The organism is Streptomyces sp. NPDC027962 (assembly GCF_055566095.1).
Genome location: NZ_JBVHTA010000068.1, coordinates 1 through 25,511, shown reverse-complemented (window position 1 = coordinate 25,511; position 25,511 = coordinate 1). Strand labels below are relative to the sequence as shown.

Annotated in this window: 21 protein-coding genes and 2 pseudogenes; 17 read left to right on the top strand and 6 right to left on the bottom strand. The window is 71.0% G+C overall.

Translation table 11 applies throughout. From position 1 onward, the window contains the following. Positions 1 to 193: 193 nt before the first annotated feature. Together ACZ4SA_RS35585 and ACZ4SA_RS35580 are read right to left on the bottom strand one after the other, a co-directional pair. Positions 194 to 363: pseudogene (locus ACZ4SA_RS35585) on the bottom strand (IS256 family transposase); the annotation flags it as partial. A gap of 501 nt (positions 364 to 864) precedes the next feature. Then, positions 865 to 1,746: a hypothetical protein gene (locus tag ACZ4SA_RS35580; protein ID WP_468282525.1), complete on the bottom strand. Its 882-nt coding sequence runs from the start codon at positions 1,744 to 1,746 to the stop codon at positions 865 to 867. Between the two features lie 614 nt (positions 1,747 to 2,360). Here ACZ4SA_RS35580 and ACZ4SA_RS35575 point away from each other — a divergent pair. Beyond that, a pseudogene (locus ACZ4SA_RS35575) lies at positions 2,361 to 2,459 on the top strand (calcium-binding protein); the annotation flags it as partial. Positions 2,460 to 2,556: 97 nt separating this feature from the next. Here the strand turns inward: ACZ4SA_RS35575 and ACZ4SA_RS35570 are convergent. Beyond that, a complete protein-coding gene (locus ACZ4SA_RS35570; RefSeq protein ID WP_468282522.1) occupies positions 2,557 to 3,888 on the bottom strand; it encodes a helix-turn-helix domain-containing protein in 1,332 nt (443 codons plus the stop codon). A 213-nt stretch (positions 3,889 to 4,101) separates the two neighbouring features. On the opposite strand from ACZ4SA_RS35570, the gene ACZ4SA_RS35565 reads away from it, so the two are divergent. The 4 genes from ACZ4SA_RS35565 (at position 4,102) to ACZ4SA_RS35550 (ending at position 9,015) form a co-directional block, all read left to right on the top strand. Then, positions 4,102 to 4,836: a DUF4232 domain-containing protein gene (locus ACZ4SA_RS35565; protein WP_468282519.1), complete on the top strand. Its 735-nt coding sequence runs from the start codon at positions 4,102 to 4,104 to the stop codon at positions 4,834 to 4,836. A gap of 455 nt (positions 4,837 to 5,291) precedes the next feature. Next, positions 5,292 to 5,969, top strand: a complete 678-nt coding sequence (locus ACZ4SA_RS35560; protein ID WP_468282516.1) for a helix-turn-helix transcriptional regulator — start codon at positions 5,292 to 5,294, stop codon at positions 5,967 to 5,969. 227 nt (positions 5,970 to 6,196) lie between these two features. Continuing rightward, a complete protein-coding gene (locus tag ACZ4SA_RS35555) occupies positions 6,197 to 6,904 on the top strand; it encodes a Pvc16 family protein (protein ID WP_468282513.1) in 708 nt (235 codons plus the stop codon). After that, positions 6,901 to 9,015, top strand: coding sequence for an ATP-binding protein (locus ACZ4SA_RS35550; protein ID WP_468282510.1), 2,115 nt, complete (start codon positions 6,901 to 6,903; stop codon positions 9,013 to 9,015). Before ACZ4SA_RS35555 ends, ACZ4SA_RS35550 begins: the two co-directional genes overlap by 4 nt. 60 nt (positions 9,016 to 9,075) lie before the next feature. Here ACZ4SA_RS35550 and ACZ4SA_RS35545 read toward each other — a convergent pair whose 3' ends face one another. From ACZ4SA_RS35545 to ACZ4SA_RS35535, 3 genes are all read right to left on the bottom strand, one after another. Further along, positions 9,076 to 10,401 (bottom strand): ricin-type beta-trefoil lectin domain protein, encoded by a 1,326-nt coding sequence (locus ACZ4SA_RS35545; RefSeq protein ID WP_468282507.1) that lies wholly within the window; start codon positions 10,399 to 10,401, stop codon positions 9,076 to 9,078. Positions 10,402 to 10,505: 104 nt separating this feature from the next. Further along, a complete protein-coding gene (locus tag ACZ4SA_RS35540) occupies positions 10,506 to 10,886 on the bottom strand; it encodes a hypothetical protein (RefSeq protein WP_468282504.1) in 381 nt (126 codons plus the stop codon). A 109-nt stretch (positions 10,887 to 10,995) separates the two neighbouring features. Continuing rightward, positions 10,996 to 11,751, bottom strand: coding sequence for an eCIS core domain-containing protein (locus ACZ4SA_RS35535; RefSeq protein WP_468282501.1), 756 nt, complete (start codon positions 11,749 to 11,751; stop codon positions 10,996 to 10,998). A gap of 230 nt (positions 11,752 to 11,981) precedes the next feature. Between ACZ4SA_RS35535 and ACZ4SA_RS35530 the strand changes: the two genes are divergently transcribed. The 12 genes from ACZ4SA_RS35530 to ACZ4SA_RS35475 all read left to right on the top strand — a co-directional run bounded on the left by ACZ4SA_RS35530 (position 11,982) and on the right by ACZ4SA_RS35475 (position 25,420). Beyond that, positions 11,982 to 13,568, top strand: coding sequence for a phage tail sheath subtilisin-like domain-containing protein (locus ACZ4SA_RS35530; protein WP_468282498.1), 1,587 nt, complete (start codon positions 11,982 to 11,984; stop codon positions 13,566 to 13,568). A gap of 68 nt (positions 13,569 to 13,636) precedes the next feature. Further along, positions 13,637 to 14,080 carry a phage tail protein gene (locus ACZ4SA_RS35525; protein WP_468282495.1) on the top strand — a complete coding sequence of 148 codons (444 nt, stop codon included), beginning with the start codon at positions 13,637 to 13,639 and terminating at the stop codon, positions 14,078 to 14,080. Beyond that, positions 14,080 to 14,559 carry a hypothetical protein gene (locus ACZ4SA_RS35520; RefSeq protein ID WP_468282527.1) on the top strand — a complete coding sequence of 160 codons (480 nt, stop codon included), beginning with the start codon at positions 14,080 to 14,082 and terminating at the stop codon, positions 14,557 to 14,559. The genes ACZ4SA_RS35525 and ACZ4SA_RS35520 overlap by 1 nt, the downstream gene beginning before the upstream one ends. Next, positions 14,556 to 14,714 (top strand): DUF6760 family protein, encoded by a 159-nt coding sequence (locus ACZ4SA_RS35515; RefSeq protein WP_468282492.1) that lies wholly within the window; start codon positions 14,556 to 14,558, stop codon positions 14,712 to 14,714. Before ACZ4SA_RS35520 ends, ACZ4SA_RS35515 begins: the two co-directional genes overlap by 4 nt. Before the next feature lie 3,076 nt (positions 14,715 to 17,790). Beyond that, positions 17,791 to 18,051 (top strand): hypothetical protein, encoded by a 261-nt coding sequence (locus ACZ4SA_RS35510; RefSeq protein WP_468282489.1) that lies wholly within the window; start codon positions 17,791 to 17,793, stop codon positions 18,049 to 18,051. 85 nt (positions 18,052 to 18,136) lie between these two features. After that, positions 18,137 to 18,562, top strand: a complete 426-nt coding sequence (locus tag ACZ4SA_RS35505) for a phage tail protein (RefSeq protein ID WP_468282486.1) — start codon at positions 18,137 to 18,139, stop codon at positions 18,560 to 18,562. Between the two features lie 35 nt (positions 18,563 to 18,597). Beyond that, positions 18,598 to 19,329, top strand: coding sequence for a CIS tube protein (locus ACZ4SA_RS35500; protein WP_468282483.1), 732 nt, complete (start codon positions 18,598 to 18,600; stop codon positions 19,327 to 19,329). Then, a complete protein-coding gene (locus ACZ4SA_RS35495) occupies positions 19,329 to 21,221 on the top strand; it encodes a VgrG-related protein (RefSeq protein ID WP_468282481.1) in 1,893 nt (630 codons plus the stop codon). The genes ACZ4SA_RS35500 and ACZ4SA_RS35495 overlap by 1 nt, the downstream gene beginning before the upstream one ends. Next, positions 21,221 to 21,661 carry a GPW/gp25 family protein gene (locus ACZ4SA_RS35490; RefSeq protein ID WP_468282478.1) on the top strand — a complete coding sequence of 147 codons (441 nt, stop codon included), beginning with the start codon at positions 21,221 to 21,223 and terminating at the stop codon, positions 21,659 to 21,661. The genes ACZ4SA_RS35495 and ACZ4SA_RS35490 overlap by 1 nt, the downstream gene beginning before the upstream one ends. Further along, positions 21,661 to 23,619: a putative baseplate assembly protein gene (locus ACZ4SA_RS35485; protein WP_468282475.1), complete on the top strand. Its 1,959-nt coding sequence runs from the start codon at positions 21,661 to 21,663 to the stop codon at positions 23,617 to 23,619. The genes ACZ4SA_RS35490 and ACZ4SA_RS35485 overlap by 1 nt, the downstream gene beginning before the upstream one ends. Continuing rightward, positions 23,616 to 24,179 carry a phage tail protein gene (locus tag ACZ4SA_RS35480; protein ID WP_468282472.1) on the top strand — a complete coding sequence of 188 codons (564 nt, stop codon included), beginning with the start codon at positions 23,616 to 23,618 and terminating at the stop codon, positions 24,177 to 24,179. Before ACZ4SA_RS35485 ends, ACZ4SA_RS35480 begins: the two co-directional genes overlap by 4 nt. Further along, positions 24,176 to 25,420 carry an NADase-type glycan-binding domain-containing protein gene (locus ACZ4SA_RS35475; RefSeq protein ID WP_468282469.1) on the top strand — a complete coding sequence of 415 codons (1,245 nt, stop codon included), beginning with the start codon at positions 24,176 to 24,178 and terminating at the stop codon, positions 25,418 to 25,420. Before ACZ4SA_RS35480 ends, ACZ4SA_RS35475 begins: the two co-directional genes overlap by 4 nt. The last annotated feature ends 91 nt before the right edge of the window (positions 25,421 to 25,511 follow it).

Below are 25,511 nucleotides of genomic sequence, written 5' to 3'. Positions count from 1 at the left end.
GCGATCGCGAGGGTGTCCAACTCTGTCTTCACACACTGACGTTGGACGCCCTCGTCCCATGCGCGCAGCCGATCCCTTGGAATCGATCATCTAGGTGAGCGGCGTGTTCGACGACTTTGGTCTTGTAGCCGTTGTCGGCCCGGGGCTGGCGCTTTGGAGTAATTGTCAAGACCTGTGGATCAGTTGAGGTGGATCACGCTGCGAGGGTCTCGTCTCGTTCGACGAGGAGGCCGTTCTCGAAGCGGGCGCCGGCTCGGACGAGGGCGACGAGGTGCGCGGTGCGGTGACCGCTCGCCAGCGGGCCTGGGCGGACTCGACGAGTTTGAAGACCATCGCGAGGGCAGCGGCGGGGCTGCCGGCGCCGCAGGGGTTAGTGCTGTGGAACTGCCGCTGCACATGGCCTGGTCGTAGGTGTCGTCGTGCGACATGAGCAAGCCGCGTCAGCGCACGGGTCTGTACCGCACTGTTCAGGGCGAGCCACCGATGCACGACACGGGCCCACACCACGCCCACGCGCCCTGCATGGAGCCGAAGGAGTGGCTGCAGGTGGTGGGAGTTCTCTGGGACGTTGCGCCCGCGGCGGGCTACGGTCCACGCTCCACACGCGCTGCCGGCTGGCCGTTGCCATGCGATCGCATCGATGGCGGCGCTGCCCCGTGCGCCGGCGAGCACCGGTAGTCAGAGTGTCCACACCACAGGGGTCGCCTCAGTCTCGGCGCGGCGCCCGTAGCCGATCCACGCTCCGGTCATCGGTCGCGTGATCGCAACCCGTCCCGGTGCACCGGGACGGGTTGCGATCGGCTACGCCTCGCGGGCTCCCAGGCTCGTGCCGACCGCTCCGCGACACTGGCCCGACGTGCGGATTCAGTCGATGACGGGGCGGTCCTCGCGGGGAGCCGCCTGCGGTGGCTCCATCCCCGGGATCGCCACGAGTCCGCCCTCCGGAGGACCTGCGGTGATCTCCTCTGAGTCCGACTCGGAGGCGCTGCTGTCCACGAGAGGAGCGTCGATGTGTTCGCCTTTCCGGGACCTGCCGGCGGACTGGTTGTTCTTCTTGATCCCGTCCTGTAGCAGGTTCGGGTTGTCGAGGGGGATACCGAAGCGGTTCGGGGCCGATCCTCCCGTGGCGGCCGCATAGACGCCGCGGGCGAAACTGGTGCAGTTGTACCTGGTCAGACTGTAGGGATGGTCCCGGTTGTCGTCGATGTAGGCCATCGCCCTGGCGTACTGCTCCTGGGTGAGATCGACCGTGTACTTGCTGCTCGCCCGCTCCGGCAGGTCATGATTCTTGTAGGTGCAGCCTTTCACCGTCCTGAGAGGGTTGCCCTCCTGTAGTTCCTCCGCCGGGAAGAAGCCGTAGGTCTTGACCCGCTCCGCACCGTTCTCCTTCGTGTAAAAGGCCACCCAGGCGTGCCCGAACCGCCCCGCCCAGTAGGCGGGGTGGTAGCTGTTGGTGGACTTGGAGACCTGGATCTGCAGGCGGTAGGTGGTGGCGGGCAACTTGCCGGAGGACCCGGCGTCCGGTTCTGCTGCGACGCGCTGAACCGCGGGAGCCGCCGACGTTCCTGTGACCGTGTGCCCCAGGCCGCCGGAGTGCGGCAGGAAGCCCGTCCGCAGCGCACGTGTCACGGCCGCGTTCCCGGCCTTGCGCTGGAGCTCGGCAAGCGTCCCCGTGGTGCCGGACCTGACCGGCCTGCTCGCGGCATGAGAGCCGCGCATCTCCGTCTTCTCCCCGTGTTCGTGCACCCTGCCTACTCCATCTTCTTGGGCTCTCGAGGCCAGGGGCGAACAGGACTGGCGTCCCGCCCCTCCGCATGCCGCCCGTTCTACCGGAACACGCACGTGCCGGGAGGAGCTGTTGGGGCAGGCCTACGGGCAATCGTGGGTGACCGTCCCGGCGGACACTTTCCGAGGCAAGACAAATGGCTGTACGCCTGGTCGACAGTCCAACTGATCCGGCGAACCACGACGCAGCCCTGTGACACGAGCCGGACCGGTGGGACGACAGCCGGACGGACCGATCGGCGGCTGGTTCCACCCCACCTGGGGCACCCATGAACATCCGGCTCCCATTGCGGCCTCGCCGCAGCCACCATGGCCGCCCTGACGCGCAGCCCCTGCAGCGACACCGGCAGCAGGGGGCGAGCCTGGTCCCATTCCTCGTCGGTCATGTCGGTCGGGTAGCGGCGCTCATGCACCCCGTTGTCGCCGGCGTTCCGAACCGGTGAGCCGGGAAGTCACGCTCCCAGGTGACCGAAGTGGACCGCCACGGCATCGACACGGAAGACTGCGGCACCGGGGCGTCCTGATGTTGCTCGGTGATTCGACACCGACGAGCTGTTCAGGAGGCCCCCCTCGACACCGTCGCCGCCTCCACCGACGGCTACTTCCGCTACAGCTCCGCGGGCACGGCGACGACTCCGGCGGTCAACGCCGCCGACGACTTCGTGGACTTCCAACAGCCACGTACTGAGAGCGTTCCTGAGACCCGATGTGGGAGAAACAGGGGCGCCGTCCTCACCGGGACGGCGCCGTCATCAGCTGCCTGCCGGGTGCTCAGCCCGGAATGTTGGGGTCGTACTCATCCCGCCCCCACTCGGAGTCACCGAGCGGATAGTCGTACGCGGGCCGTCCCACGTTCCCGCTCGTCCGGAAGGGCTTGCCGTTGTTGTCGATGCGTATGGTGCCCTGCCGGTCACCGCTGGACCAGTCCAGCTCCAGGTACCAGCTCACGTTGTGGGCCCGCACGTCCGCGAAGACGTAGAAGACTTCGGGATCGGACTCACTCACCTTGTACGGGAAGTCGTGCTGACCGGCCTTGGGGGAAATCGCGGGCCGCCCGGCGTCGAGGTCCACCCCGAATGCCGTCGTCTCCACGCCACCACCGCACCCGACGCCCATCGCGAAGTCGTTCCAGGCCAGCGGCGCGCTCTTCTCCACCACCCGCACATGCATTTCCTCGAGGACGACGGTGGTCTTCCCGGTGCCCTGCACGGTCAGCGCAAGCATCTGCCGCCCGGCCGGGACCCCGCCGAGCGCGGCGACCCACCCGCGCGCGTCCGGCTCACTCGGCGGCGGAGGTACCTGCTCCGGCTGCCGGTCGACCAGGTAGTGCTGGCTGCACGGGCCTTCCCACTTGTACGGATTGACGGCGACGGTGGGCGCGGTGGCCCCGTCCTCAAAACCGCCGCCCTCGGCCGCCCCGGCCCCGCCGGCCCCACCGCTCCGGGAGGCGGAGGCTGAGGCCGTGGGACTCCCGCTGCGCGAGGCGGACGGCGAGGCCGACCTGCCCTTCGCGTCGGGGGACACGGAGGCGCCGGGGCTTTCGTCGACGGACCGGGGGACGGCCGCCCACGAGGGCTGCTTCCCGTCGCGGTCGTCCTCGCCCTTGCCGGGCACAAGATTCACCACGAGCGCGGACGACACGAGGGCAGCGACCACGGCAGCACCGACGAGGACGACGGTACGCCGCCGCCGCGCCACGGGAGCCTCCGTGAGGGGCGACCGCTCGTCCTCGGGGCCGGACTCGCCCGCCGTCTCGGACCCCGCCGTCTCGGACCCCGCCTCTGCCGCTGTCCCGGTACCGGCTTCTGCCGCTGTCCGCGCCGTCGGTTCCTCCTCCGCAGGGGCCGCCCCGCCCACCTTCTGCCTTCGCCGGGCATCCGCGAGAACCCACCACCGATGCAGTTCCACCAGTTCTTCGGGCGTTGCCTTGCACACCCGCGCGAACCGTTCCACGGGCGCGTAGTCCGTCGGTATGGCGTCCCCGTTGACGTATCGGTGAAGCGTGGACGCACTCGTGTGCAGGCGCTTCCCGAGCACCCCGTAACTGAGCCCGGACCGCTCCTTCAACCGGCCCAACATCTCCGAGAACTCGTCCCTCGCCACCGTTCCTCCCTCTCCCACGTCCCTGACCCCCGTTCCAGGGAGAGGTCATTCCCCCAGGTCAGAGCTATCGCAAGCATTCGAGCATCCCAGATGCCCCGGCAGTCGTGGTGGCCGGGACGGATCACCGCACAAGCTTGGGCCATCCAAGCACGCCGCTCCCGGCTCCCGGTCGAGCAGCCCGTGCCTACAGCCGTACCGCACAAGGGGGATCACATGTTCACACGCACCCACCGCACCCGTCACACCCGCATGTTCGTCGCTGCCGCGCTCACCGCCGCCGTGCTGACGCTGACGGCGTGCAACAACGGAGAGGGCGTCCGCGACGAGGGCGCACTGGCAGGATCCGTGTCCACGCCCGAGCCCACGGCCTCCACCACGCCCTCGCCCAAGGCGAATGGGGGAACCTCCACCGGGGCGGGACAAACCAACCCTGCGGGCTCGACCTCCGAAGACTCGACAGGCGGCTCGGCCGGTTCAAGCGGCACAACGGGTTCCAAGGGCTCGCCGGGTTCCACAGGCTCCAAGGACTCGGAGCCCGCCCGCACACCCTGCTCCACCGCCTCCACCCGGATGACCGCCACGGAGGTCTCCCGCCCCCTGAACCACGTTCTCCTCACCGTCACCAACACCGGTTCGAAGAACTGCAACCTCATCGGCTATCCGGCGGTCCGATTCGGCGAGGCCCAGTCCGCCCCGCCGGCCTTCGAGGACTCCAAGCCGCAGGCGGTGGTCACGCTGGCCCCTGGCGAGTCGGGCTATGCGAGTGTCGTTCTCTCAGCCGCGGACGGCAGTGGCTCCAACGGCTACACGGCCAGGTCCCTCGAGGTCTACTTCAACGACGGCGCGAGCGCCGCACGCCCGTCACTCCCCGCAAAGGGCGTGTACGTCGACGACTCGATCCGAGTCTCGTACTGGCAGTTCACCATGGCCGACGCGCTGAACCGGTGATGCACGGCTCACTGGCACCACGGTTGGCAGGGCCAGGACCAAGCGCCAGAAGGACAGGTACTGCCGGTAGGTGAGGCCGTGTGCTTCCAGGAGCGGGCGGTGGCGGTTGACGGAGCGGGAGCCTGCGTACAGCGCCGACCGCGCCAGGTGCTGGCGCAGGCCGCGGCCGAGTTCGCCCCAGTCACCGCCAACCCGCCGTACCTGTTCGACCTCGGACCGCGCAGGGTCCGATTCGCGCCGGGCGGCGGCATCGGATCGATCCGAGTGCCCGTCATTCTGAACCTCGCCGCGGAAGCAGCCGCCACCGGGGGCAAAGCGATGAACGGGGAGCGCTCGGTCACTGACCACGACAACGGCATACCGAAAGACGCAGGGGAGAGAAACGATTGCGCAGCTCACTACACACCATACGAACCGGCTCGACAGCGTCAGCCGCCGCCTTGGGCCGGGAACCCGTGCCGGCTCCGGCAGTTGCCCCGGCTGCGGCCCGGATCGGCAGGGCGGAACCTGGCCACCGCATCCCCGTCATCGTTCACGCGGCGGATCCGGTCTCCCGGGCAGGGGTGCTCAGCCAGTTGCGGCAGCATCCGGTGATCGAGCTTCACGAGGGTGCGGAGGCCAGGCCAGGGACCGTGGCAGTGTTGGTCGGCGAGACTCCGGACGAGACCACGCTCACCCGCCTGCGCAGGCTGGTGCGCAGCGAAGGCGCCCGCGCCGTGCTGGTGGTGAGCGCGGTACGGGAGGCCGAACTCCTCGATGTCATCGAATCCGGAGTCGGGGCGGTTGTCTGGCGCCACGAAGCAACCGGACACCGCTTGTCGCAGGCCGTGCTCGCGGCGTCCCGAGGCGACGGCGACCTCCCGGCCGACCTGCTGGGCCGTCTGATGAACCAGGTGGGCACCCTCCAGCGCTCCGCCGAGGGCCATGCCGGAGCCCCTGGCCAGGGCCTGGCGACGCGTGAGGTGGACGTCCTGCGGCTGGTCGCCGACGGGCTCGACACCAGTGAGATCGCGGGGAAGCTCTCCTACTCGGAACGCACCGTCAAGAATGTCATGCACGGGCTGACCACCCGGCTGCACCTGCGCAACCGGGCCCATGCCGTGGCCTACGCCCTGCGCGAGGGCTATCTCTAGTGCCGTACGGGGCGTTGCCGGCAGGTGAATCCTTCGGGTCGCCCAGATCGCGGAGGCGCCTGAAAGGGCAGCGGCGGCGGGGCCCTCCAGACACCCTGGACGGCCCCGCCGGAGTCCCCTAGGTGCCTCCTCAACCGCCGGACGGCGGGAAACAATCCGAAAGCCGCCGCAGGCAGCGGCGGTCGAGGCGGTACCACAGCATCTCAGAGCAAGGCAGGAGCACGACGGTGATCCACGAGGTGGACGAGGTCCTCACGAAGATCCTCGGGGGTGGCGCGCTGACCGGTTCCGGGATCGACATCTCCCTGGACGCGCCCAACCGCGACTGGGCGGCCAGGCGCAACGCCCCCGCCGTCAACGCCTACCTGTACGACATCCGTGAGGACGTGGCCCGCAGGCAGCGCGGCACGACCCCGGTCACCGACGACAGGGGCGTGGTGTTGACGCGCCGTCAGCCGCCGCGCTGGTTCCGGTTGTCCTACCTCGTCACGGCCTGGACCAAGCAGCCCCAGGACGAACACCGCCTGCTCGCGGCCGTACTGGCCACCCTTATACCCCGCGAGATGCTGCCCGCAAGTGAACTGCCCGGCTCACTCGGCGCACTGGGCCTCTCGGTGCCGCTCACGGTCGCCGGGATCCAGACCGAGTCACGGTCACCGGCCGAGATCTGGTCCGCCCTGGGCGGGGAACTCAAGCCGTCCCTGGACGTGGTGGTGACCGCACCCTTCCCCACGGCGCCCGGGTACGATGCCGGTCCGCCGGTCACCGAAGGCGCGGCAGTGCGGGTACGGGGAGTGGACGGCACCCTGGAGGGCTCGCCGGAGCGTCGCCACAGGGCGCTGCGCCCCGCCACCCAGCCGGGGACGGCCGCCGAGGGCTCCGAGCGCGGCCGTAAGGCCCGCCGTCGCAGCAGCGAAAGGCCGCAGCCCCGATGACCGCGCACACCATCAAGCAGCATGACGGACCGGCAGCCAACCACGCCCACGCTGGACGCCCGTCCGATGAAGCCGGCCATACCCCCGCCCCGGCCGAGGCGCTCCTCGGCCGACTGGCCCGGCTGCGTGAGCGGATCGCCCTGCTTGTCGAACTCCGCAGTGCGAACGACCCCACCGCCGCGGACCCGTTGCGCGGGCTCTATCTCTCCGAGGACGCGGTCCGCCATGTGCTCGGCAGCACCGCACCGCCGTCGACGCCGCCGGGCCACACGGAAGACGCAGGCCTGACGGGCCGGACCGCCGACCTCGATCGGCTGGCCCACCTCGCTGCCCGGCTCGGGCTCCATGAGCTGGACACGAGCCTGCTCCTGGTCGCGCTCGCACCCGAACTCGAGCGTGGTTTCGAGCCGCTCTACGCCTATCTCAACGACGATGTCAGCAGGCGTCGTGCCACCATCGGCCTCGCCTTGGACCTCTGCGGACTCCCCGTGCACGCGCCTACGGCACGAGCCAGGTTCCACGCGGCGGCGCCGCTGGCCGCGCTCGGACTGGTCGAGACCGACGAGCCCGAACGCCCCTTCCTCAGCCGCTCGCTGCGCGTCCCCGATCGGGTCATCGCCCATCTCATCGGCGACGACACCCCGGATGCCGCACTCACCGGCCGGGTGCGCCCGCTCACGGCCTGCCCAGGACCGCACGACGCGGACTTCACCCGCAGGCTCACAGAGCGGCTCGCCGCCGCCCCGCTCACCGCCTATCTGCGGGAACAACGGGAGGGTGACGGACTCGTCTGCGCTGCCACGGCTCTGGCCGCGGCCGGTCTCGAGGCGCTGCACTTCACCCCGGTCGGTAGCGGCCCGGGCACCAGTACCGAGCCCGGGCCGCTCGCCGAACTCCTCCGCGAGGCGCGGCTCAGCGGCCGTGCGCTCGTCGTGTCACCGATGCCGGACGATCCCGGTCCGCTGATCCGGACACTGACCGCGAGTGACGTGACCGTGCTGTTCACCGGCACCCGCCCGTACGACCCCCAGTGGTGCGACCAAGACCCGCTGGTCCTCGATGTGCCGAGGCCACGTGTCGATTCCGCCGGCGCGTGGGCGTACGCGCTCGGTACGGCAACCGACCCAGGCCCGGGTACGACGACCGGCACCGGGGCCGACCTCGTCACCGCCGTCGCCCCGTACCGGCTGGGCGGCGAGCGCATCGCGAGGGCCGCCCGCTCCGCCCGCGCACTTGCCGCATTCAACGGCACTCCGCTGTCCGCGGCCCATCTCCGGCTCGCCGCCCGTCTCCAGTCCGCCTCCGGTCTGGAACGGCACGCCCGCCGGATCCGACCCGATGTCGGCTGGGAGGACCTCGTCCTCCCGGACGGCCCACTCGGCCGGCTCCGGGAGCTGGCCCTGCGCGCCCGGCACCGCGACCGGGTGCTCGGGGACTGGCGACTCAGCGCCGGAGGCGGCCGGGGGCGCGGGGTGATCGGGCTGTTCGCCGGAGAGTCCGGCACGGGCAAGACCATGTCCGCCGAAATCGTCGCCGCCGAACTCGGCCTGGATCTCTACGTGGTGCAGTTGTCCTCCGTCGTCGACAAATATGTCGGCGAGACCGAGAAGAACCTTGAACGGATCTTCACCGAGGCCGACCGCACCGACGCCGTACTCCTCTTCGACGAGGCCGACTCCGTGTTCGGCAAGCGCTCCGAGGTGAAGGACTCGCACGACCGCTACGCCAACATGGAGAGCGCCTACCTCCTCCAGCGCCTGGAGTCCTTCGACGGTATCGCCCTGCTGACCACCAATCTGCGGGCCAACGTCGACGAGGCGTTCACCCGTCGCCTCGACCTGGTGATCGACTTCCCGTTCCCGGACGCGGAACAGCGGCTGGCCCTGTGGCGCCACGGTCTGGCCCGCGTACCTTGCGCCGACGGCACCGATCCGGAGCCGTGCGCCAAGGACTTCGAGCTCGCCGGGGGATCGATCCGCAGCGCCGTCATCACCGCCGCCTATGCCGCGGCCGGCCGCGGTGAGCCGGTCACGACCGCTGATCTGCTGGAGGGCGCCCGCCGCGAATACCGCAAGGCAGGACGCCTGGTGCCGGGCGAGGGCAGCTGGTAGCGGCTCTCGCCGCACCCTCTCGAGCCGCGCTACTCGCCCGGCAGCCCGCAGACGGGCCGACTATTCGACACGCCACTTCTGGTTCGACTGCCCGTTGCACGTCCACAGCACGAGCTTCGTCCCGTTCTCGGTGCCCTGGTCAAAGGCGTCCACGCACTTGTCCGACTGCGGGTTCACCAGGTCACCGGCCTCGCTCAGTACGAACGTCTGGGCGGGATTGCCGCTGCACCGAGCCAGCTGGATGGCGGCTCCGTCGTCCAGGGAACCGTTCGCGACATCCATGCACAGGCCGAGGGAGCGCACGGTGCCGTCATCCTGGAACTCCCACTTCTGGGTGGCGGATCCTGCGCAGTCCCAGATCTGGAGCTGGGTGCCGTCCGGGTAGTCGCCGTCCTGCGCGTTGGTGACGTCGATACAGCGGTCCGAGCCTTGTCCGATGATCACGAACCAGGCTTCCGCCGGTTCCTCGGGTGCCGGTGCGGTGTCCGGCTCCCCGCCCGCGCCCTCCTCGGGCCCGGGATCGGCCACAGGCTCTTCGGTCGGCTCCTGCGGTTCCTCCGGTTCCTCCGACGGCAGGTCCTCCGGGGACGCGGCTGGGTCGGGGAGCGTGGCACCGACTTCCGCGGGCTTCTCCGTGGCGGCGCTGTGGACCTGGGGCTTGTACGTGATCCAGAGCATCAGGAACGTGATGACGAGCGCCAGAAGGATGCCAAGGAACGTGGCGAGCCAGCGGGGCAGGAAGCCGCGCTGCACATACGTGCCGTCAACGTTCAGCGGCTCCACCCCGGAGCGCTGCACGGCCAGTGTGAAAGGGCGCCGCTCCTTCGCGCCGAACCAGATGATGTCCCGGGGCTTGAGCGTCGCGTTCACGAAGGCGGCGCGGCCCGGTTCGATCTGGACGCTGGACGGGTGGATCTCGTACGAGAGGTCGTCCCCGTTGTCGCTTCCGCCGACCGAGCAGGTCAGTTTGGTGTTGCCGATGTTGTCGATCGCCAGCTTGGGCCGCCCCCGGAAGCGGCCCTTCACGGTGGGCGGGACGATTTCGGCCCGTACTTCCGTGAACGGGGTGATCGTCAGATTTCCTTCGGGGACGGTGGTGGCCTCAGGGTGCTCCGTGGGGGAGATCCGTACGGCGTACGAGTTGGGGCCTGCGGTGGCGTCTGGGGTGCGGGGCGGGGCGAGGGTCAACTCCACCGTGCCCGTGGTGCCGGGGTAGAGCCGCAGGGTCTGCGGCTCCACCCTCGTCCACGGGGCGATGTCGCCGACGGGTTCGAAGTGGTACTCGTCGACGACATCGCCGGTGTTGCGCAACCGTAGCCGTACGGTCGTCGTGCCACCGGGATCGACGGTTGCCGACGCGGGTTCCAGAGAAGTCCAAAGGATCACGTTTCGGACGCTAACGGGAGGGCGACGCCATGTCCGCAGGCCCAGGGGCACGATGCCGTGCCCGAAGAGGCAGCGCCGGCTGTCCCGCTGCGCCGCAGGCGGTCTCAGGAGCCTTGGGGCCGCCTCAACAGGCCCTGGTGGTAGTGGTCGGCGGTGTCGTCGATGAAGTGGTCGAAGGAACTGGCAGCGAAGGCCGGCCACCGGTCGATGGCAAGGACCGGGACACGCCTCGGTTCGACCAGGACCCGCTTACGGTCGCCCATCGGCCGATCGCCCTTCTGGCCGGGGGCTCCGATGTCGACCGGCTGGAGCGTGCCGGCCCGGACCGGGTCACGCCCGGCGATGACGTCCTTGACGATGTTCTTGCAGCCCTCGTGGAGGGTCAGGTCCTTGTGCAAGCCGACCAGCAGCCTCGCCACGCTGCTCGCGGAGACCCGGTCGCCGATGACGCCGTCGTCGACCAGACTCTGCCAGAGGCGGCCCATGCGGGTCTTGAGCTGGTTGATCCGGTCTCCGAAACCTCCCTGCCGGAGTCGGCCTCGAACACGATCCCGCCGTCCTCCGAGTCGGACCCCGCGTCCTCCTGGTCCCTCTTCACCACGACGTCACTGCCAACTGCTGGAACGCGAAGCCGGCCTTGGCCTCCGTCTCGGCCCGTCGCTGCACGAACCCCTCGCTCCCGGCGCCCTGCGCCAGGCCGGCGGATGCCTGCTCGTCAGATGCGTGGCCATGAGACGTCTGCTCGTGCCCGCCGTCGTGCCTCCCGACCGCCCACTGCACCGGCGCCGGGCCGGCCATCACGCGAGTCGCGTTGGCCTCGGCGGCACGCTCGTATCGGTCGCGCGGGTCGCTGACCCGCAGCCCGCCGCCGTCGTCGGTGCCGGCGACCGGGCCCTGGCTCTGCTGGATCACATGGGTGAGCTCATGCGCCAGGGTGTGCTTGTCCCGGCCGTTCCACACCACATGGCTGCCGGAGGTGTACGCACTCGCGCCGATCTCGGCCGCCGACCGCTGGGCGACGGCATCCGTGTGCACCCGCACGGAACTGAAGTCCACGCCACCGAACCGCGCTGACATCTCACCGCCCAGCGCCGAGTCCAGGGGACGACCCGGCGAGCCCAGCACCTGGTGCACCAGAGAGCTGCGCTGGACGGCGGGCTGCTGCTGGTCGTGTCCGCAGCCGGCGGAGTGCTGGTGCCGCTCAGCCGCGACGGCGCGGGACACAGCCGCGTTGCCCGCCGCACGCTGGAGCTCCAGGAGCCGCTGTGCGGACGTGGTCGATGACGCTCGCCGACGGGCTTTGTCCCGGTCACCGGCCTGGCCGCCGGTCTTCTGTTCCTGTCCGCGCACGATGCTCCCTCGCTGGATGACGTCCCAGCGTTACCCGTTCGCGGCGGCGGTCGGCAGGGCCTCGGGGGCAGACTCAGGGGCAGCCGCATGCAGCCGATGAGGCACCGGGTTCGGCGAACTGCCCGTCGGGGCAACGGCAGTGCCCTCGAACAGGTACGGACGACCGTTCCAGACACCGCGCTTCACGCCGAGAGTGAGCGCTGTCGTGTCTCGTACCCGAGGAGAAGAGCATGCCGTCCTACCTGTCGCCCGGCGTGTACGTCGAGGAGGTGGCCAGTGGCTCCCGCCCTATCGAGGGGGTGGGGACGTCGGTGGCGGCCTTCGTGGGGCTGGCCCCCAACGGTCCGCTGAACCAGCCGACCCTGGTAACCAACTGGACCCAGTACGTCGCTGCCTTCGGTGACTTCACCGACGGCTACTACCTGGCGCACAGCGTCTACGGCTTCTTCAACAACGGCGGCACGGCCGCCTATGTCGTCCGTGTCGGTGGCGCAGGCGCCGCAGAGGATTCCGCGCCCGCCGCGCCTGCCGTGAACGGCTCCAGCGTCCCGGCCGCGCTGTCCCCGGGCGAACCGCGGCAGCTCGGAACCTTCACCGTGACGGCACTGGCTCCCGGCTCGCTGAGCGTCGAGGTCGCCGATCCGGAGGGCGAGGGCGCGACCGACCGATTCAGGCTGATCGTCAAGAACGGCGACGAGACCGCCGAGACGTTCGACGTCAGTGCCAAGAAGAGTGGCCGCAACTACGTCGTCACGCAGGTCAGGGAGCGCTCCAAGCTCATCGCGGTGGCGGAGGCGACTCCCGCCGCCCAGCTCACCCGCCCCGAGAACCAGACCGTGGCCCTGCACGCCCCGGCTCCGGTCCCGGCGGGCGGCGCGCCTTCGGCGGAGGTGGCACAGGTGTCGCACCCCGGCCCCGCCGAGTACCTCGGTGACTCCGCCGACCGTACCGGCTTCGGCGGCCTGGAGGCCGTCGACGAGGTCTCGATGGTCGCCGTGCCCGACCTGATGGCCGCCTACCAGCGCGGTGCGATCGACCTGAAGAGCGTCAAGGCCGTACAGCTCGGTCTGATCGCACACTGCGAGCTGATGGGCGACCGCGTCGCCGTCATCGACCCCCCACCGGGCCTCAACGCCCGCCAGGTCCAGGTCTGGCGCCAGGAGACCGCCGGCTACGACTCCAAGTACGCCGCCCTCTACTACCCCTGGATCAAAACCTTCGACCCGGCCACGGGCCAGGCCCTCATGATGCCGCCGAGTGGCCACATCGCCGGCGTCTGGGCCCGCAACGACTCCGAACGCGGCGTGCACAAGGCGCCCGCCAACGAGGTCGTACGCGGGGTCGTGGACCTCGAGATGCAAATCACCCGCGGCGAGCATGACCTGCTCAACCCCGTGGGCGTCAACTGCATCCGCGCCTTCCCCGGCCGCGGCATCCGCGTCTGGGGCGCCCGCACCCTCTCCTCCGACCCGGCCTGGCGCTATCTGAACGTACGCCGGTACTTCAACTACCTGGAGGAGTCGATCCTGATCGGCACCCAGTGGGTGGTGTTCGAGCCGAACGACCACGCGCTGTGGGCGCGGATCCGCCGCAACATCTCGGCGTTCCTGGTCAACGAGTGGCGCAACGGCGCCCTCTTCGGCGCTCGGCCCGAGGAGGCGTACTACGTCAAGTGTGACGAGGAGACCAACCCGCAGGAGTCCGTCGACCTCGGCCGGGTCGTCTGCGAGATCGGCATCGCACCGGTCAAGCCCGCCGAGTTCGTGGTCTTCCGCCTCGCCCAGTTCACCAGCGGGAGCGGGGAACTGGAGGAGTAGTCGCGCTGCGGCGCTCCGCCACCCCGTACTTCGGTCCCCAGACAGCAACTGCAGAAAGACAGAGATAGATGAGTCTCCAGCCGGGTGACGCCCTCACCTCACACAATTTCGGCCTTCAGATCGACGGTGTGATGGTCGAGTACCTCGCCGAGGTCAGCGGCCTCAGTCTCGAACAGGACGTCATCGAGTACCAGCAGGTCTCCGCGCAGGGCAAGCCTGTCACGAAGAAGATGCCCGGTGTGAAGAAGGCGGGCTCCTGCACCGTCGTCCGCGGTATGACGCAGTCCGCGACCTTCAACCAGTGGATCAACGAGTCGGTGAACGGCGCGATGTCCACGGCGCGAAAGAACGCCACCATCATGGTGATGGACTATCAGAACAACCCGGTCAAGCGGTACAACATGCGCAACGCCTGGTGCAGCAAGATCGACACCAGCACTGTGAAGGCCGGTGAGGCGTCCGCGCTCACCGAGACCGTGACCATCACCTTCGAAGAACTGGTCATCGAATGATGCGGCGCACGGCTTCCGGCGCCGGCACCGGGGCGCTCACGGACGGTCCGCCGCCGGGGGCCGCCGCTGCCGAGCCTGCCCCGGACCCCGTCGCGACCACGGCTGAGCGGCTTCGTACGGAGTTCCCATTCGAGCTGCCGCGCGGATACGTCGACGAGTCCGGCACCCTCCACCGCGACGGCGTCATGCGGCTCGCGACCGCCCGGGACGAACTGGTGCCACTGCGGGACATGCGGGTGCAGGAGAACCCGGCGTATCTGTCGGTGGTGCTGCTCGGCCGGGTGATCACCCGGCTCGGCACGCTACCGCTGGTGCACGACGGGGTGGTGGAGAACATGTTCGCCTCCGACATGGCGTTCCTCCAGGACTTCTACCGGCAGATCAACGCCGAGGGCCACACCCGGGCAGGTGTCACCTGCCCCCACTGCAAGCAGCCGTTCGAGGTCGAACTCGGCGGGAGCCGCCTGGGGGAATCGTGACGTACGCGACCGACCGCCTGCACGAGGAGATCGCGTACGTCGCCTACCAATTCCACTGGAGCCTGGAGGAGATCCTGGACCTCGAACACCACGACCGCCGCCGCTACGCCGAGCAGATCGCGCAACTCGTCACGCGCGCGTCGGCGCAGGGGTGACGGCATGGGATTCCTCAGCAGGTTCCGCAGGAGCCGGGCGCAGCACGATCCCGTGAGCCCGGTGGACGATACGGACTCGGCCGCGGCAGCCGCGGACACCTCGGCACCGGACGGCACAGCCCCACCCGATGTGACCCGGTCTGCCGGGTGGTCCGCCCTACCCCCGATCCAGCGGGTGACCGGCGGCGCCAGGGCTCCGGTCTCCGACAGCAGGTTCGGCGGCCGGCTGACCACATGGCGCAACCCCGCCTTCGCCGGGCCACTGTCCCACGCGGTCCTCGACGAGGCGCCGGGCGGACGGGTCCACGGCGTGCTGACCGCCTCCGCGTCGCCGCCCGCGGGCCCGGGGCCGCAACTCCCGGCGCTCGCGCTGCCGGTCGCCGCCGCAGCCATCAGCGGGGCAGCGGGTGAGAATGCCGGTGCTCCGCCCGTGCAGAACACTGCTCTGCCGGACGCGGCAAAGGCGCCGCTGGTGCCGGTGCGGCCGGCCGGGGTCACCGTGACTCCCGTGACGGCTCCCGCCACGCGGCCGGCCGCACCGACCCGGGCACGGGCTGTGCAGCGGAGGGAGCGTCCGGTGGTCCGAACGGCGGCCTCGCGGCCTGCGGGTGCCACCGCTGGACCGGCGCCGGTCCAGCGGACGTCGGACCCCCGAGTACCGACCCTGGGGGCCGATCCGGCCCCCGCTCCGGCGCCGGCTCCAGGCCCTGGTCCTGCCTCGGGCGCACCTGCGGCCGTGGAGCGTTCCGACGCGGCTACGGCATCCCGAACGACCACGTGGGACGGCGCAAGCAGAGGGGTCGGCGACGGGACGCGATCCGATTCCGTGCTGCCGGGGGCACCGGCTTCCGGCGCGAGTATGTCCGTTCAGCGGAGGCCGTCGCTGGGTGCGCCCGTGTCCGCGGCGCCGGTGGGCGGGCCTGCGGTGCCCGGCACTGCCGGGCCGTCCGTGCACCGGGTCGCGGCTGCCGGTGCCGGGGGTGCCTTGCCGGGTGGTGCTGTGCCCCAGACATCGGATCCCGCGCCCGTGAAGCCGTCGGCTTCCGGTGCGGGTGGAGCTGTTTCGGCGCCGGGTGCTGTGCCTGGCGGGTCCCTTCAGCGGACGCCGTCGCTGGGTGCGCCCGTGTCCGCGGCGCCCGCCGATGCGACGCCTCTCATCGGCCGACCCGTGCCGGGCAGCGGAGAGCCGCCCGCGCGACAGGCGGCCCCCGGCCTTGAGAGGGGAGCCGGGCCGAGCGGTGCCGCACCGGGAACACCTGCCCTTGCAACGGCAGTTCAACGCTCCACCGACCAGGTGGACCGACCGTCCCCCGCTGCCCCGGCAGCCCCGGGCCCCTCCGTGGCCGAACGGGCACCCGTCCGCACCGCTCCGGCAGCGGGCGTCCGCGCCGACGGCCGCACGCCCGCCGGCGACACGAACGGATCGGTTACGGCTCCCGTCGTGGTGCAGCGCCGTGCCGCACCCGCTACCGCTTCCGGCACCCCGACCACGCGTCAGCACACTCCAGTGCCGCGATCCGGGCGGGCACTGACTCCTGCCCGTGCACTCACGCTGTCAACGGAGCCCGCCGCCACCCGCCGTCCGGAGGCGACGCCGACCGCCGTACGGCTGCGGCGTCTTCCCGCCGGGCAGTCCGTGCCGCAGCTCCGGACAGCGACACCCGGCCGTGCGGCGGGAGCGCCGAACGCCCCTTCCGCACCGGCCTCCGCCACTGGCGGCGAGAGTGGCGGTGCCGGTCCGGCGCCGACCGTGCAGCGAGCCGTGACGTCGAGGTCTCCGGCAGCACAGCCGGCACGGGGCTGCGCGAGGCCTGCGCCCGCACTGCCGGTGGCGGACTCCCCGGCACCGCAGCCCGGGACCGCGCGCCCCGGAGCTGCGTCCGTTCCGTCCTTGGCGGCTGTCCTGCCCGTGGTGCAGCCCCGGCCCACCAGCGGGCTACGCGGTGGTGCGCTTTCGGCGCCCGGACCCGGTACTGCGGGCGGTCCCGCGGTACCGGGTGCGCGTCCGGGGAATGCCGGAGTGACGGCTCCGGACCGTGGCGCTTCGAGCGGGACCCTCATGGTCCCGCCCATGCAGCGTCACGCAGAGCCCGCGACTTTTCGGACCGCTCAGACTCCGGAAGCCCCCTCCATGTCCCCACCCACACCACGGCCTTCGGCGGCGCACACCACAGCCGCCCCAGACGTGCAGCTCTCTGCGGACCGTGGAGCCATGCATGGCGCAACCGAGCCGGGCGGGGCGGCGGCGCGCGGTGGCGTTCCCCCGGCCGAAGGAGCCGGGGCCAACGGCGGCCGGACGGCCTTGAATCCGGCCCGACCTGCCGCGACCGGGCGTCCTGTGCTGCGTTTTTCCGCTCCGGCCACTCCGACCGCCCTTGCCGTCCCAACGGCCGCACCGTCGCCCGGCGGTGCACCGGTCGCGGTCGCTCCTCAGCGGAGCGTGGCCGTGCCGCGTGCGGCGCGGCTGGGGACGGCCCCCGACGGCGACTCGGTACTCCCGGCCGGTCCCGGTACCGGGACGCCCCGGCCCGGTACCACGCCGAGGCCCCGGCTCGGTGTCGGTGCTCCGGCTGTGCAACGGTCTGCCACTGCACAGCCCCCGGCCGCGTCCGCCCCCGTACGCCCGGGCCGTACCGTCCAGGATGGGCCGGGTGCGCTCGCGGCGCCGGTCCCTGTGCCGTTGACCTTCCCCAAGGGAACGACGGCCGCCGGATCCCCCGCCGCCGTCCAGCGCCTCCCCCCGCCGACCTCGACTGCCGCGACGGACGGCCCCAGGCCGCACCCGGCAGTTCCGGCGATCACCGGCGAGGGTCCCACGCTGCCGGCGGCGGTGCAGCGCGTCGCGACGGCCGGCCCCGTGCACCGCCCCGACGCGGCGACGGCACACCGCCCCGCCACCGCGCTCGACGGCCCCGTCGACATCGCCCCGGGCACGGGCCGTCCCCCTTCCGTCAGCCCCGTGCGGCCCACCTCCAGATCTGCCCCGCCGCCGGCCCCCGTCGCCCCGCCCGTACAGCGCACACCAGGCCCGGGCCGGGCCGCGACGGCCCCACCCCCATCCCCGATGCAGCGGTCCGTGACTGCGCCCCCCGCGCCGCCGTCGGGCTCCGCCACGGTGCAGCGCCACGCGGCCGGGCCACCGCCGCGCACCCCCAAGGGCACGGACGGCGGCGCCCCGCCCCCGCACAGGCCGGACGAGTTCGACGCCCGGGCGCTCACCGGAGCACAGATCGACGAGCTGACCCACCGGCTCATCGGGCCGCTCACCCGGCTGCTGCGGACCGAACTCCGGCTCGACCGCGAGCGCGTCGGCAGGCTCCGCGGCCCACGCCACTGACCACGCGCAGACCCCCGCGCACGGCTCCCCACCGGGCCACCCGACCACCGACAGACCCGACAGCACCCCCAGAAAGGCCCACCCGATGCCCAGCGAACGCGACCCGGGCTCCAGCATCTTCTTCACCCTGACCATCGACGGCGAGAGCCTCGGCCGCTTCAACGGGTGCGAGGGACTCTCCTCAACGGTGGAGATCGAGCAGCTCCAGGAGGGCGGCAACAACGGGTTCGTCTGGCAGCTCCCGTCCCGGGTGACCTTCTCCACCATCCGGCTGACCCGGCCGCTGACTCAGGAGACCGCCAAGATCGCGGCGTGGATCTCCTCCGTGACCACGGGCGTCACCCGGCCCACCGCCCAGATCGCGGCCCTGCGCGCCGACGGTTCCGAAGTGGCCCGCTGGGGCCTTGTCGACGTACTGCCGGTGAGCTGGCAGGGACCGTCCCTCGACCCGGCAAACCCCCACGTGGCCACCGAGGTCCTGGAGATCACCCACCACGGGTTCACGGACTGAGCGGACGGACGGACTGAAGGGAACAGGCAGCACACATGCCAATCAAGGGCGCCAAGGGCGGCGCGGGCCGGAGTCTGGTCCGCGCCATGCTCGCCATCCATGAACCGCCGATCGGACACAGCACCACACCCGGCGGGCTGATCAAGAACTTCGCCTTCGACTTCAACCCGGCGCAGCTCGCGCTGAGCCGCCGCGCACGGTGGAAGGCCACCCCCACCGCGGCCGTACGCGACGGCGCGCTGCCCGAGTTCATGGGGCCCGAGCCCCGGGAGATGACCCTGGAGGTGTTCCTCGATTCCTCCGGCGAGCCGGGCGGCAACTCCGTGCTGAAGAAGGTGGAGGCGCTGTTCTCCTGCTGCGAGGTCACCTCGAAGAGCATCGCAGCCAAACAGCCGTCCACACCGTGGGTCGTGTTCCAGTGGGGCGCCTTCTCCACCGCCCGCTTCACGGCGTACGTCTCGTCGGTGGACGCCAATTACACCCTGTTCGGCACGACCGGTGTGCCGATCAGAGCCACCTGCCAGGTGCATCTGCACGAGATCCCCAGCCGCACCAAGGGGCAGAACCCCACATCCGGTGCGCTCTCGGCACGCCGCGTCCACCGGATCGTCGCCGGCGACTCGCTTGAGTCGCTCGCCTGGCGGGAGTACGGGGACGCGGCCGGCTGGCGGGCGATCGCCGAGGCCAACGGCATCGACGACCCCACGCGGCTGCGTACCGGCGTCGAGCTGGTGCTTCCGGCGGCGGAAGAGACCTGGGCTCCCTGATGGTGCAGGCATCCTTCTCCAACGTCATCCACATCACCCTCGACGGCGCAAAGGTCCCGGACCAGTACGCCAACGCCGTCATCGGCGCCTGGGTCGACCTCGGAGCCGGCGTACCCGGGGCGTTCCGGATCACGTTCCGCGACCCGCACGGGCTCCTGCTCGGCAAGCTGGGCCTGGATTTCGGCAGCAAGGTGGTCCTCGCCCCCGTGTCATCCGGCCAGGGTGCCGGAACGCCTCTGCTCACCGGTGAGGTCACCGCTATGGAGACCGACTACGACGGCACCGGAACGTTCACCGTGGTACGCGGCTACGACCAGGGCCACCGGCTGATGCGGCAGCGCAGGGTCGCCGCGTACCGCAACCAGACCGCGTCCGACATCGCCCGCAAGCTGGCGGGGATGAGCGGCATCCCTGTCGGCAAGGTGCAGTCCACCAAGACGGTCTACGAGTTCATCAGCCAGGCCAACGTCACGGACTGGGACTTCCTGGCCAGGCTCGCGGACGAGAACGACATGGTGATGTCCCTGGACGGCAAGGGCAAGTTCCGGTTCGCCGCTCCCGATCCTGCCTCTGGCGCGCCCCCGACCAGCATGGACGGTGAGAAGAGCCCGTTCGTCCTGCACGCCGGGCAGGACGTGCTGCGCTGCCGTGCCGCGGTCACCGCCGCCGACCAGGTCGGCAGGGTCGAAGCCCGCGGTTGGGACATCACCGCCAAGAAGAAGCTGACGGCCACCGCCGCCGCCACGACCAACCCCGGTATTTCCGTCGGCACTTCGCCCGGAAAGGCGGGGGCCCGCTTCGGGACCGCCGGACTCGTCGACACCGCCACCCCCTACGACCGCCAGTCCGAGGTCGCGTTCGCGTCCCGCGCCTTGGCCGACGACATCACCTCCTCCTTCGCGGAACTGGAGGTCACGGCACGCGGCAACCCCCGGCTGAGGCCGGGGATGCCGGTGACCCTGAGGGACGTGGGCGCCCCGTTCGAAGGCAAGTACACCGCAACCTCCGTACGGCATGACTTCGGCAGCGGCGGCGAGTACACCACCTGGGTGACGGTCAGCGGCCGGCAGTGGCGTTCGCTGTACGGGCTCACCTCCGATGGCGGCGCCGCCCCGCCACGCCTGCCGAGCGTGGCCAACGCCCTCGTGACCGACGTACAGGACCCGCTGAAGCAGGGCAGGGTGAAGCTCCAGTTCCCCTGGCTCGACGACGCGTACGTGAGCGACTGGACCCGCACGGTCCAGCTGGGGGGCAAAGGCGGCGGAGGAGTGTTCCCGCTGGATGTCGGCGACGAAGTGCTGGTGGGCTTCGACCGAGGCGCGCTGGACCACCCGTTCGTCATCGGCGGCCTCTACAACGGCCGGGACATCCCGACCCCCGTCAAGGACGTGCCGCTGCACGACGAGCTGCGGGGGCAGACGATCCGGCACACCCTGTCCGACCGGCAGGGCAATCGCGTGGACCTGCTCAGCCAGCGGACCGGCGCCCGCAAGCAGGGCGTGCGGATCGCCACCGGCGACGACCGGCTCACCGTCAGGCTCGACCGCACCAAGACCGAGATCACCGTGGACAGCAAGGGCTCCGTCACCATCAAGGGCGGCCGTGAGGTGTCGGTGGAGGCCGGCACGGACCTCACCCTGAGCGCGGGCCGATCGCTGACCATCAAGAGCGGGGGACCGCTTCGTATCGAGGGCCGCGGCATGGTCAACCTCAAGTCGCTCACCGGCGCGGTCAATGTGAACGCGCTGGGCGCCATCGGCCTCAAGGCCACCGGCAACACGACCATCGGCGCGGCGAGCGTCCAGGTCAACGCCGTCGCCAACGTGGGCATACGCGCCGTCACCATTCCGCTCATGGGCCTGGTGACCGCCAACGGAAAGCCGGTGATCTGATGTCCGAGCAGTTCGTCGGCGCCGGCTGGGCCTTCCCGATGAGGATCGGACCCACCGGCGCCATCGCCCTGGTCAGCGGGGAACGGGAGATCGAGGAGGCGATCCGGCTCGTGCTGGCCACCGCACCCGGCGAGCGGCCCATGCGACCCGAATTCGGCTGCGCCATCCACGACTTGGTGTTCGCGCCGGTCAACGAGGCAACGGCGGGCCGGATCCAGCACGAGGTGTACGCGAGCCTCGACCGCTGGGAGCCCCGTATCGAGGTCAACGACGTGGAGGTGACCGCGGGCGCCGAACAGGGCGTGCTGTACATCGATGTGCGCTACTCGATCCGTGGCACCAACAACCCGCGCAGCCTTGTCTTCCCCTTCTACGTCATACCCGCACACGACGAGCCCGGTCCGGGCGACTCCGGCGATCTTCAGGAAAGCGACCGCTGATGGCCCTGCCCTCCCCGAATCTCGATGACCGCCGCTTCCAGCAACTCGTCGACGACGCCAAGCGCTTCATCCAGCAACACGCGCCCGAGTGGACCGATCACAATGTGTCGGACCCCGGCGTCACCCTCGTGGAAGCGGTCGCCCATATGGCCGACCAGATCGTCTACCGGCTCAACCGCGTCCCCGAGAAGAACCATCTGGCCTTCCTGGACCTCGTCGGGATCACCCTGTTCCCGCCCGTGGCCGCCCGCACCGACATCACCTTCTGGCTTTCCGCCCCCCAGGCGGAGCCCATCGTCCTGCCGGTCGGTACCGAGGTCGCCACCCCCCGCACCGTGAGCGAGGATGCCGTCGTCTTCGCGACCGAGCGCGGGCTCAGCGTGCCTCCCTGTGAGTTGACCCACCTCGTGGTACAGCACAGCGGCTCCGCCGTCGCCGATCGAACCGATGACCTCGCCGAGGGCAAGGACGTGATGTGCTTCGCCGAGGCTCCGCGCTCCGACGACTGCGTGCTGTTCGGCCTGAGCGCCGCCGTACCGCACTGCGCGGTGGCGCTGGAACTCGACAGCCGGGTGGACGGCGTGGGTGTCGACCCGCGCCGGCCGCCCCTGGTGTGGGAGGCGTGGACCGAGGACGGCTGGATGCGGTGCGAGGTCGACCGGGACGGCACGGGTGGCCTCAACCGGCCGGGCGAGATCGTGCTGCACATCCCAGGGGCCCACGCCGTCTCCCGCGCCGGCGGCCGGCAGGCCGGCTGGCTGCGCTGCCGGGTCACCGAGCCGCAGCCCGGACAGCCCTTCTACAGCACCTCGCCGACCGTACGGTCCGCCGTGGCGTTCAGCATCGGCGGTACCACCGTCGCCGTACACGCCGACACGGTGTACGACGAGGCCCTCGGCGAGTCCACCGGCCTGCCCGGCCAGCGGCTGCGGCTGGCCAACGCGCCCGTGGTCGGCGACGATCCGCCGCTGTTCCTCCAGACCGCAGGGCACGACGGCTGGACCGACTGGACGGTCGTCCCGCACTTTGCCGCCTCCGGACCTGGTGACCGGCACATCACCCTGGACGCCGCCACCGGCGAGATCGCCTTCGGCCCGGCCGTGCGGGAACCCGACGGCAGCCTGCGGCATTACGGAGCCACCCCGCCCAAGGGCGCGGTCATCCGCGCCCGCCGCTACCGCACCGGTGGCGGCAGGGCCGGGAACGTGGCACGCGGTGCGGTGCGGGTGCTGCGCAGCTCCATCCCGTACGTGGCCGAGGTCGTCAACCGGGAGGCCGCCCGCGGCGGAGTCGACGGCGAGACCGTCAAGGAAGCCAAGGTCCGCGCGCCCATCACCCTTCGCGCCCAGGAACGGGCCGTCACCTTGCGGGACTACGAGGAGCTCGCTCGCCGAGCCGCTCCCGAGACGGCCCGTATCACCTGCATCGAAGGCGACGAGGGCGAGTACGGGGCGTACGCCGTCCGTGTGCTGGTCGTCCCCCAGGCGGTGCCGGATACGGGTGATCGGCTTCGGTTCGAGCAACTTGTGCCCGGGAAGGGCCTGTTGGACCGGATCACCCGGCATCTGGACGAGCGGCGGCTGATCGGGACCCGGTTGGCGGTCGGACCGCCCTTCTACCAGGGCGTCACCGTCGTCGCCACCGTGCACGCCTTCCGAGGCGCCGACACCGACCGGGTACGCCGCGAAGTCCATGACGCGCTCTACCGGCATATCGACCCGCTCACCGGTGGCGCCGACGGCAAGGGCTGGCCGTTCGGCCGCCCGGTCCAGTCCGGCGAGGTCTTCGCCGTACTCCAGCGCGTACCGGGCGTCGAACTCGTCGACGAGGTACGGCTCCACCCGGCCGACCCGCTGACCGGGAAGCGCGGCGAGGCGACGGACCGTATCGACCTCGAAGCCCCCTCCTTGGTGTTCTCGTTCGACCACCGGGTGCGTGTGATCGGGGACGCCTCATGAGGGGATCCATCGATGGTCTCGGGTCCTCGTCCCCGATCGGCGCGACGCTGCCGGCCGTCTTCGCCGACGACGATCTGGCGCAGCGCTTCGTCGCGGGACTGGACGAGGTCTTCGCGCCGATCCTCAACGTCCTGGACTGCTTGGACACCTACTTCACCCCGGCCCTGGCCCCGGCCGACTTCACCCACTGGCTCGCCTGCTGGGTCGGCGCGGAGACCGACGGCACCGAACCGGAGGACCGGCTGCGCGCCGCCGTGGCCGCCGCCGCGCGCCTGCACCGGGTGCGCGGCACCCGCCGTGGTCTGGCCGAAGCGGTCCGCCTGGCTTTCGGTGTGAAGCCGGAGATCAGCGAGAGCGGAGGCGTCGACTGGAACGCCCGGCCGCTGGGCCCGGTCCCCGGCGAACGCCGCCCCCGGCTGCATGTCGTGCTGCGCCTGCCCGACCCGACCCCGGCGGACACGCACCGGCTCGACAGCCTGGTGGCGGCTGCCCGCCCGGCCCACATGCCCTACACGGTCCAGGTGACCCCCGCCGATTCCGAGAGGACTTCCGAGAGATGACCCGTCACACCCCTGGCACCACAACCGGGAGGCCGGGTGCCGCCCACTGCGCCGAGTGCGGAACCCGGGCGGAACCGGGACAGGCCTTCTGCGACTCGTGCGGAGAGGTACTGGGTTGGACGGACAGCGGGCAGCGGGAAGGGAGCGCCGCTCCTGGGGCTGCCGGCCTCGACTCCGAACCGGCGCCGGAAGGGGCGCAGGGCAGTTCAGGGAGCGCCGGAGACACCGACCGGCCGGCCGCCGCCGCGGCGGAGAACACCGCCTGCACCACCGCGGAGACGGCCGCCACGTCCACCGCTGCCGCCGCTCCTGCCCCCGAGGACAGTTCCGACGACACCACCGCACGGGCCAGGTCCCTGCTCGTACCTGTCGAGGACCCCGAACCCCGCGCCGCGGCACGGCCGTCCGTGGCCCCCGTACTCCCCGGCCGCCCGAACGCGGTCCGCCCGCAGGTCCGCACCCCGGGCCCCGAACCCATCGCCGAGGGCGGCGTGCCCTGCTCCGTGTGCGCCACGCCCAACCGGCCGGACCGCCACTTCTGCGTCCGCTGCTCCACGCCGATGTCCGCGGCGGCCGGGGCGCCCACCCCCCAACGCCGCCCCTGGTGGCGCCGCCTGTTGGACTTCCGCAACCGGGAGGCCCCGTGGGCCGGTGAACGCCCCCGCCTGCGCAGGAGCTTCGAGCGTGTCCTGAGGGTGGTCGTCGGCCTGCTGGTGCTGTCCGCGCTGGTCGCTGCCGCCTTCCAGGCAGGGGACGCCGTCGACGCGGTACGCGATCACTTCGCCAAACGCGCCCCGGTCTCACCGGACAAGGTCACGGCCTCGAAGTCGTACGCCGGTCAGCAGCCGGAACTCGTCGTCGACAAGCTGAACAACACATGGTGGGGCCCCGACGTGAGCGGTTCCGGCGAAGGCGAATGGCTCGAAGCCCGCTTCGACAAGCCCACCCGGCTACTGGACCTGGTCATCACCCCTGGCATCTCCATCCGCCCGGACCAGCTCTCGAAGTCGGCCCTGCCGCACCGTGTTGACGCGCTGATCGCCGACGCCAAGGGCAAGACCGTCACACGCTCCCTCACCCTCGACCAGGGCGCCGGAGCACAGCGCATACCCTTCCGGGTCGGCGAGGTCACCGCCGTACGTTTCATCGTGCGCTCGGCCTACGGTGCCTCCGCGGACAAGCAGGTCGCCGTCGCCGAGATCGAGTTCTTCGGCCCGTCGAACAGCGGGAGGGCCGGCTAGTGTCTCGTGATCCTGTTGATGTCACTTCGAGTTGTTTGCCACGAGTTTCTTGATGTTGGTCTGGACGAGGCGGACCTTCGCCAGAATCTCT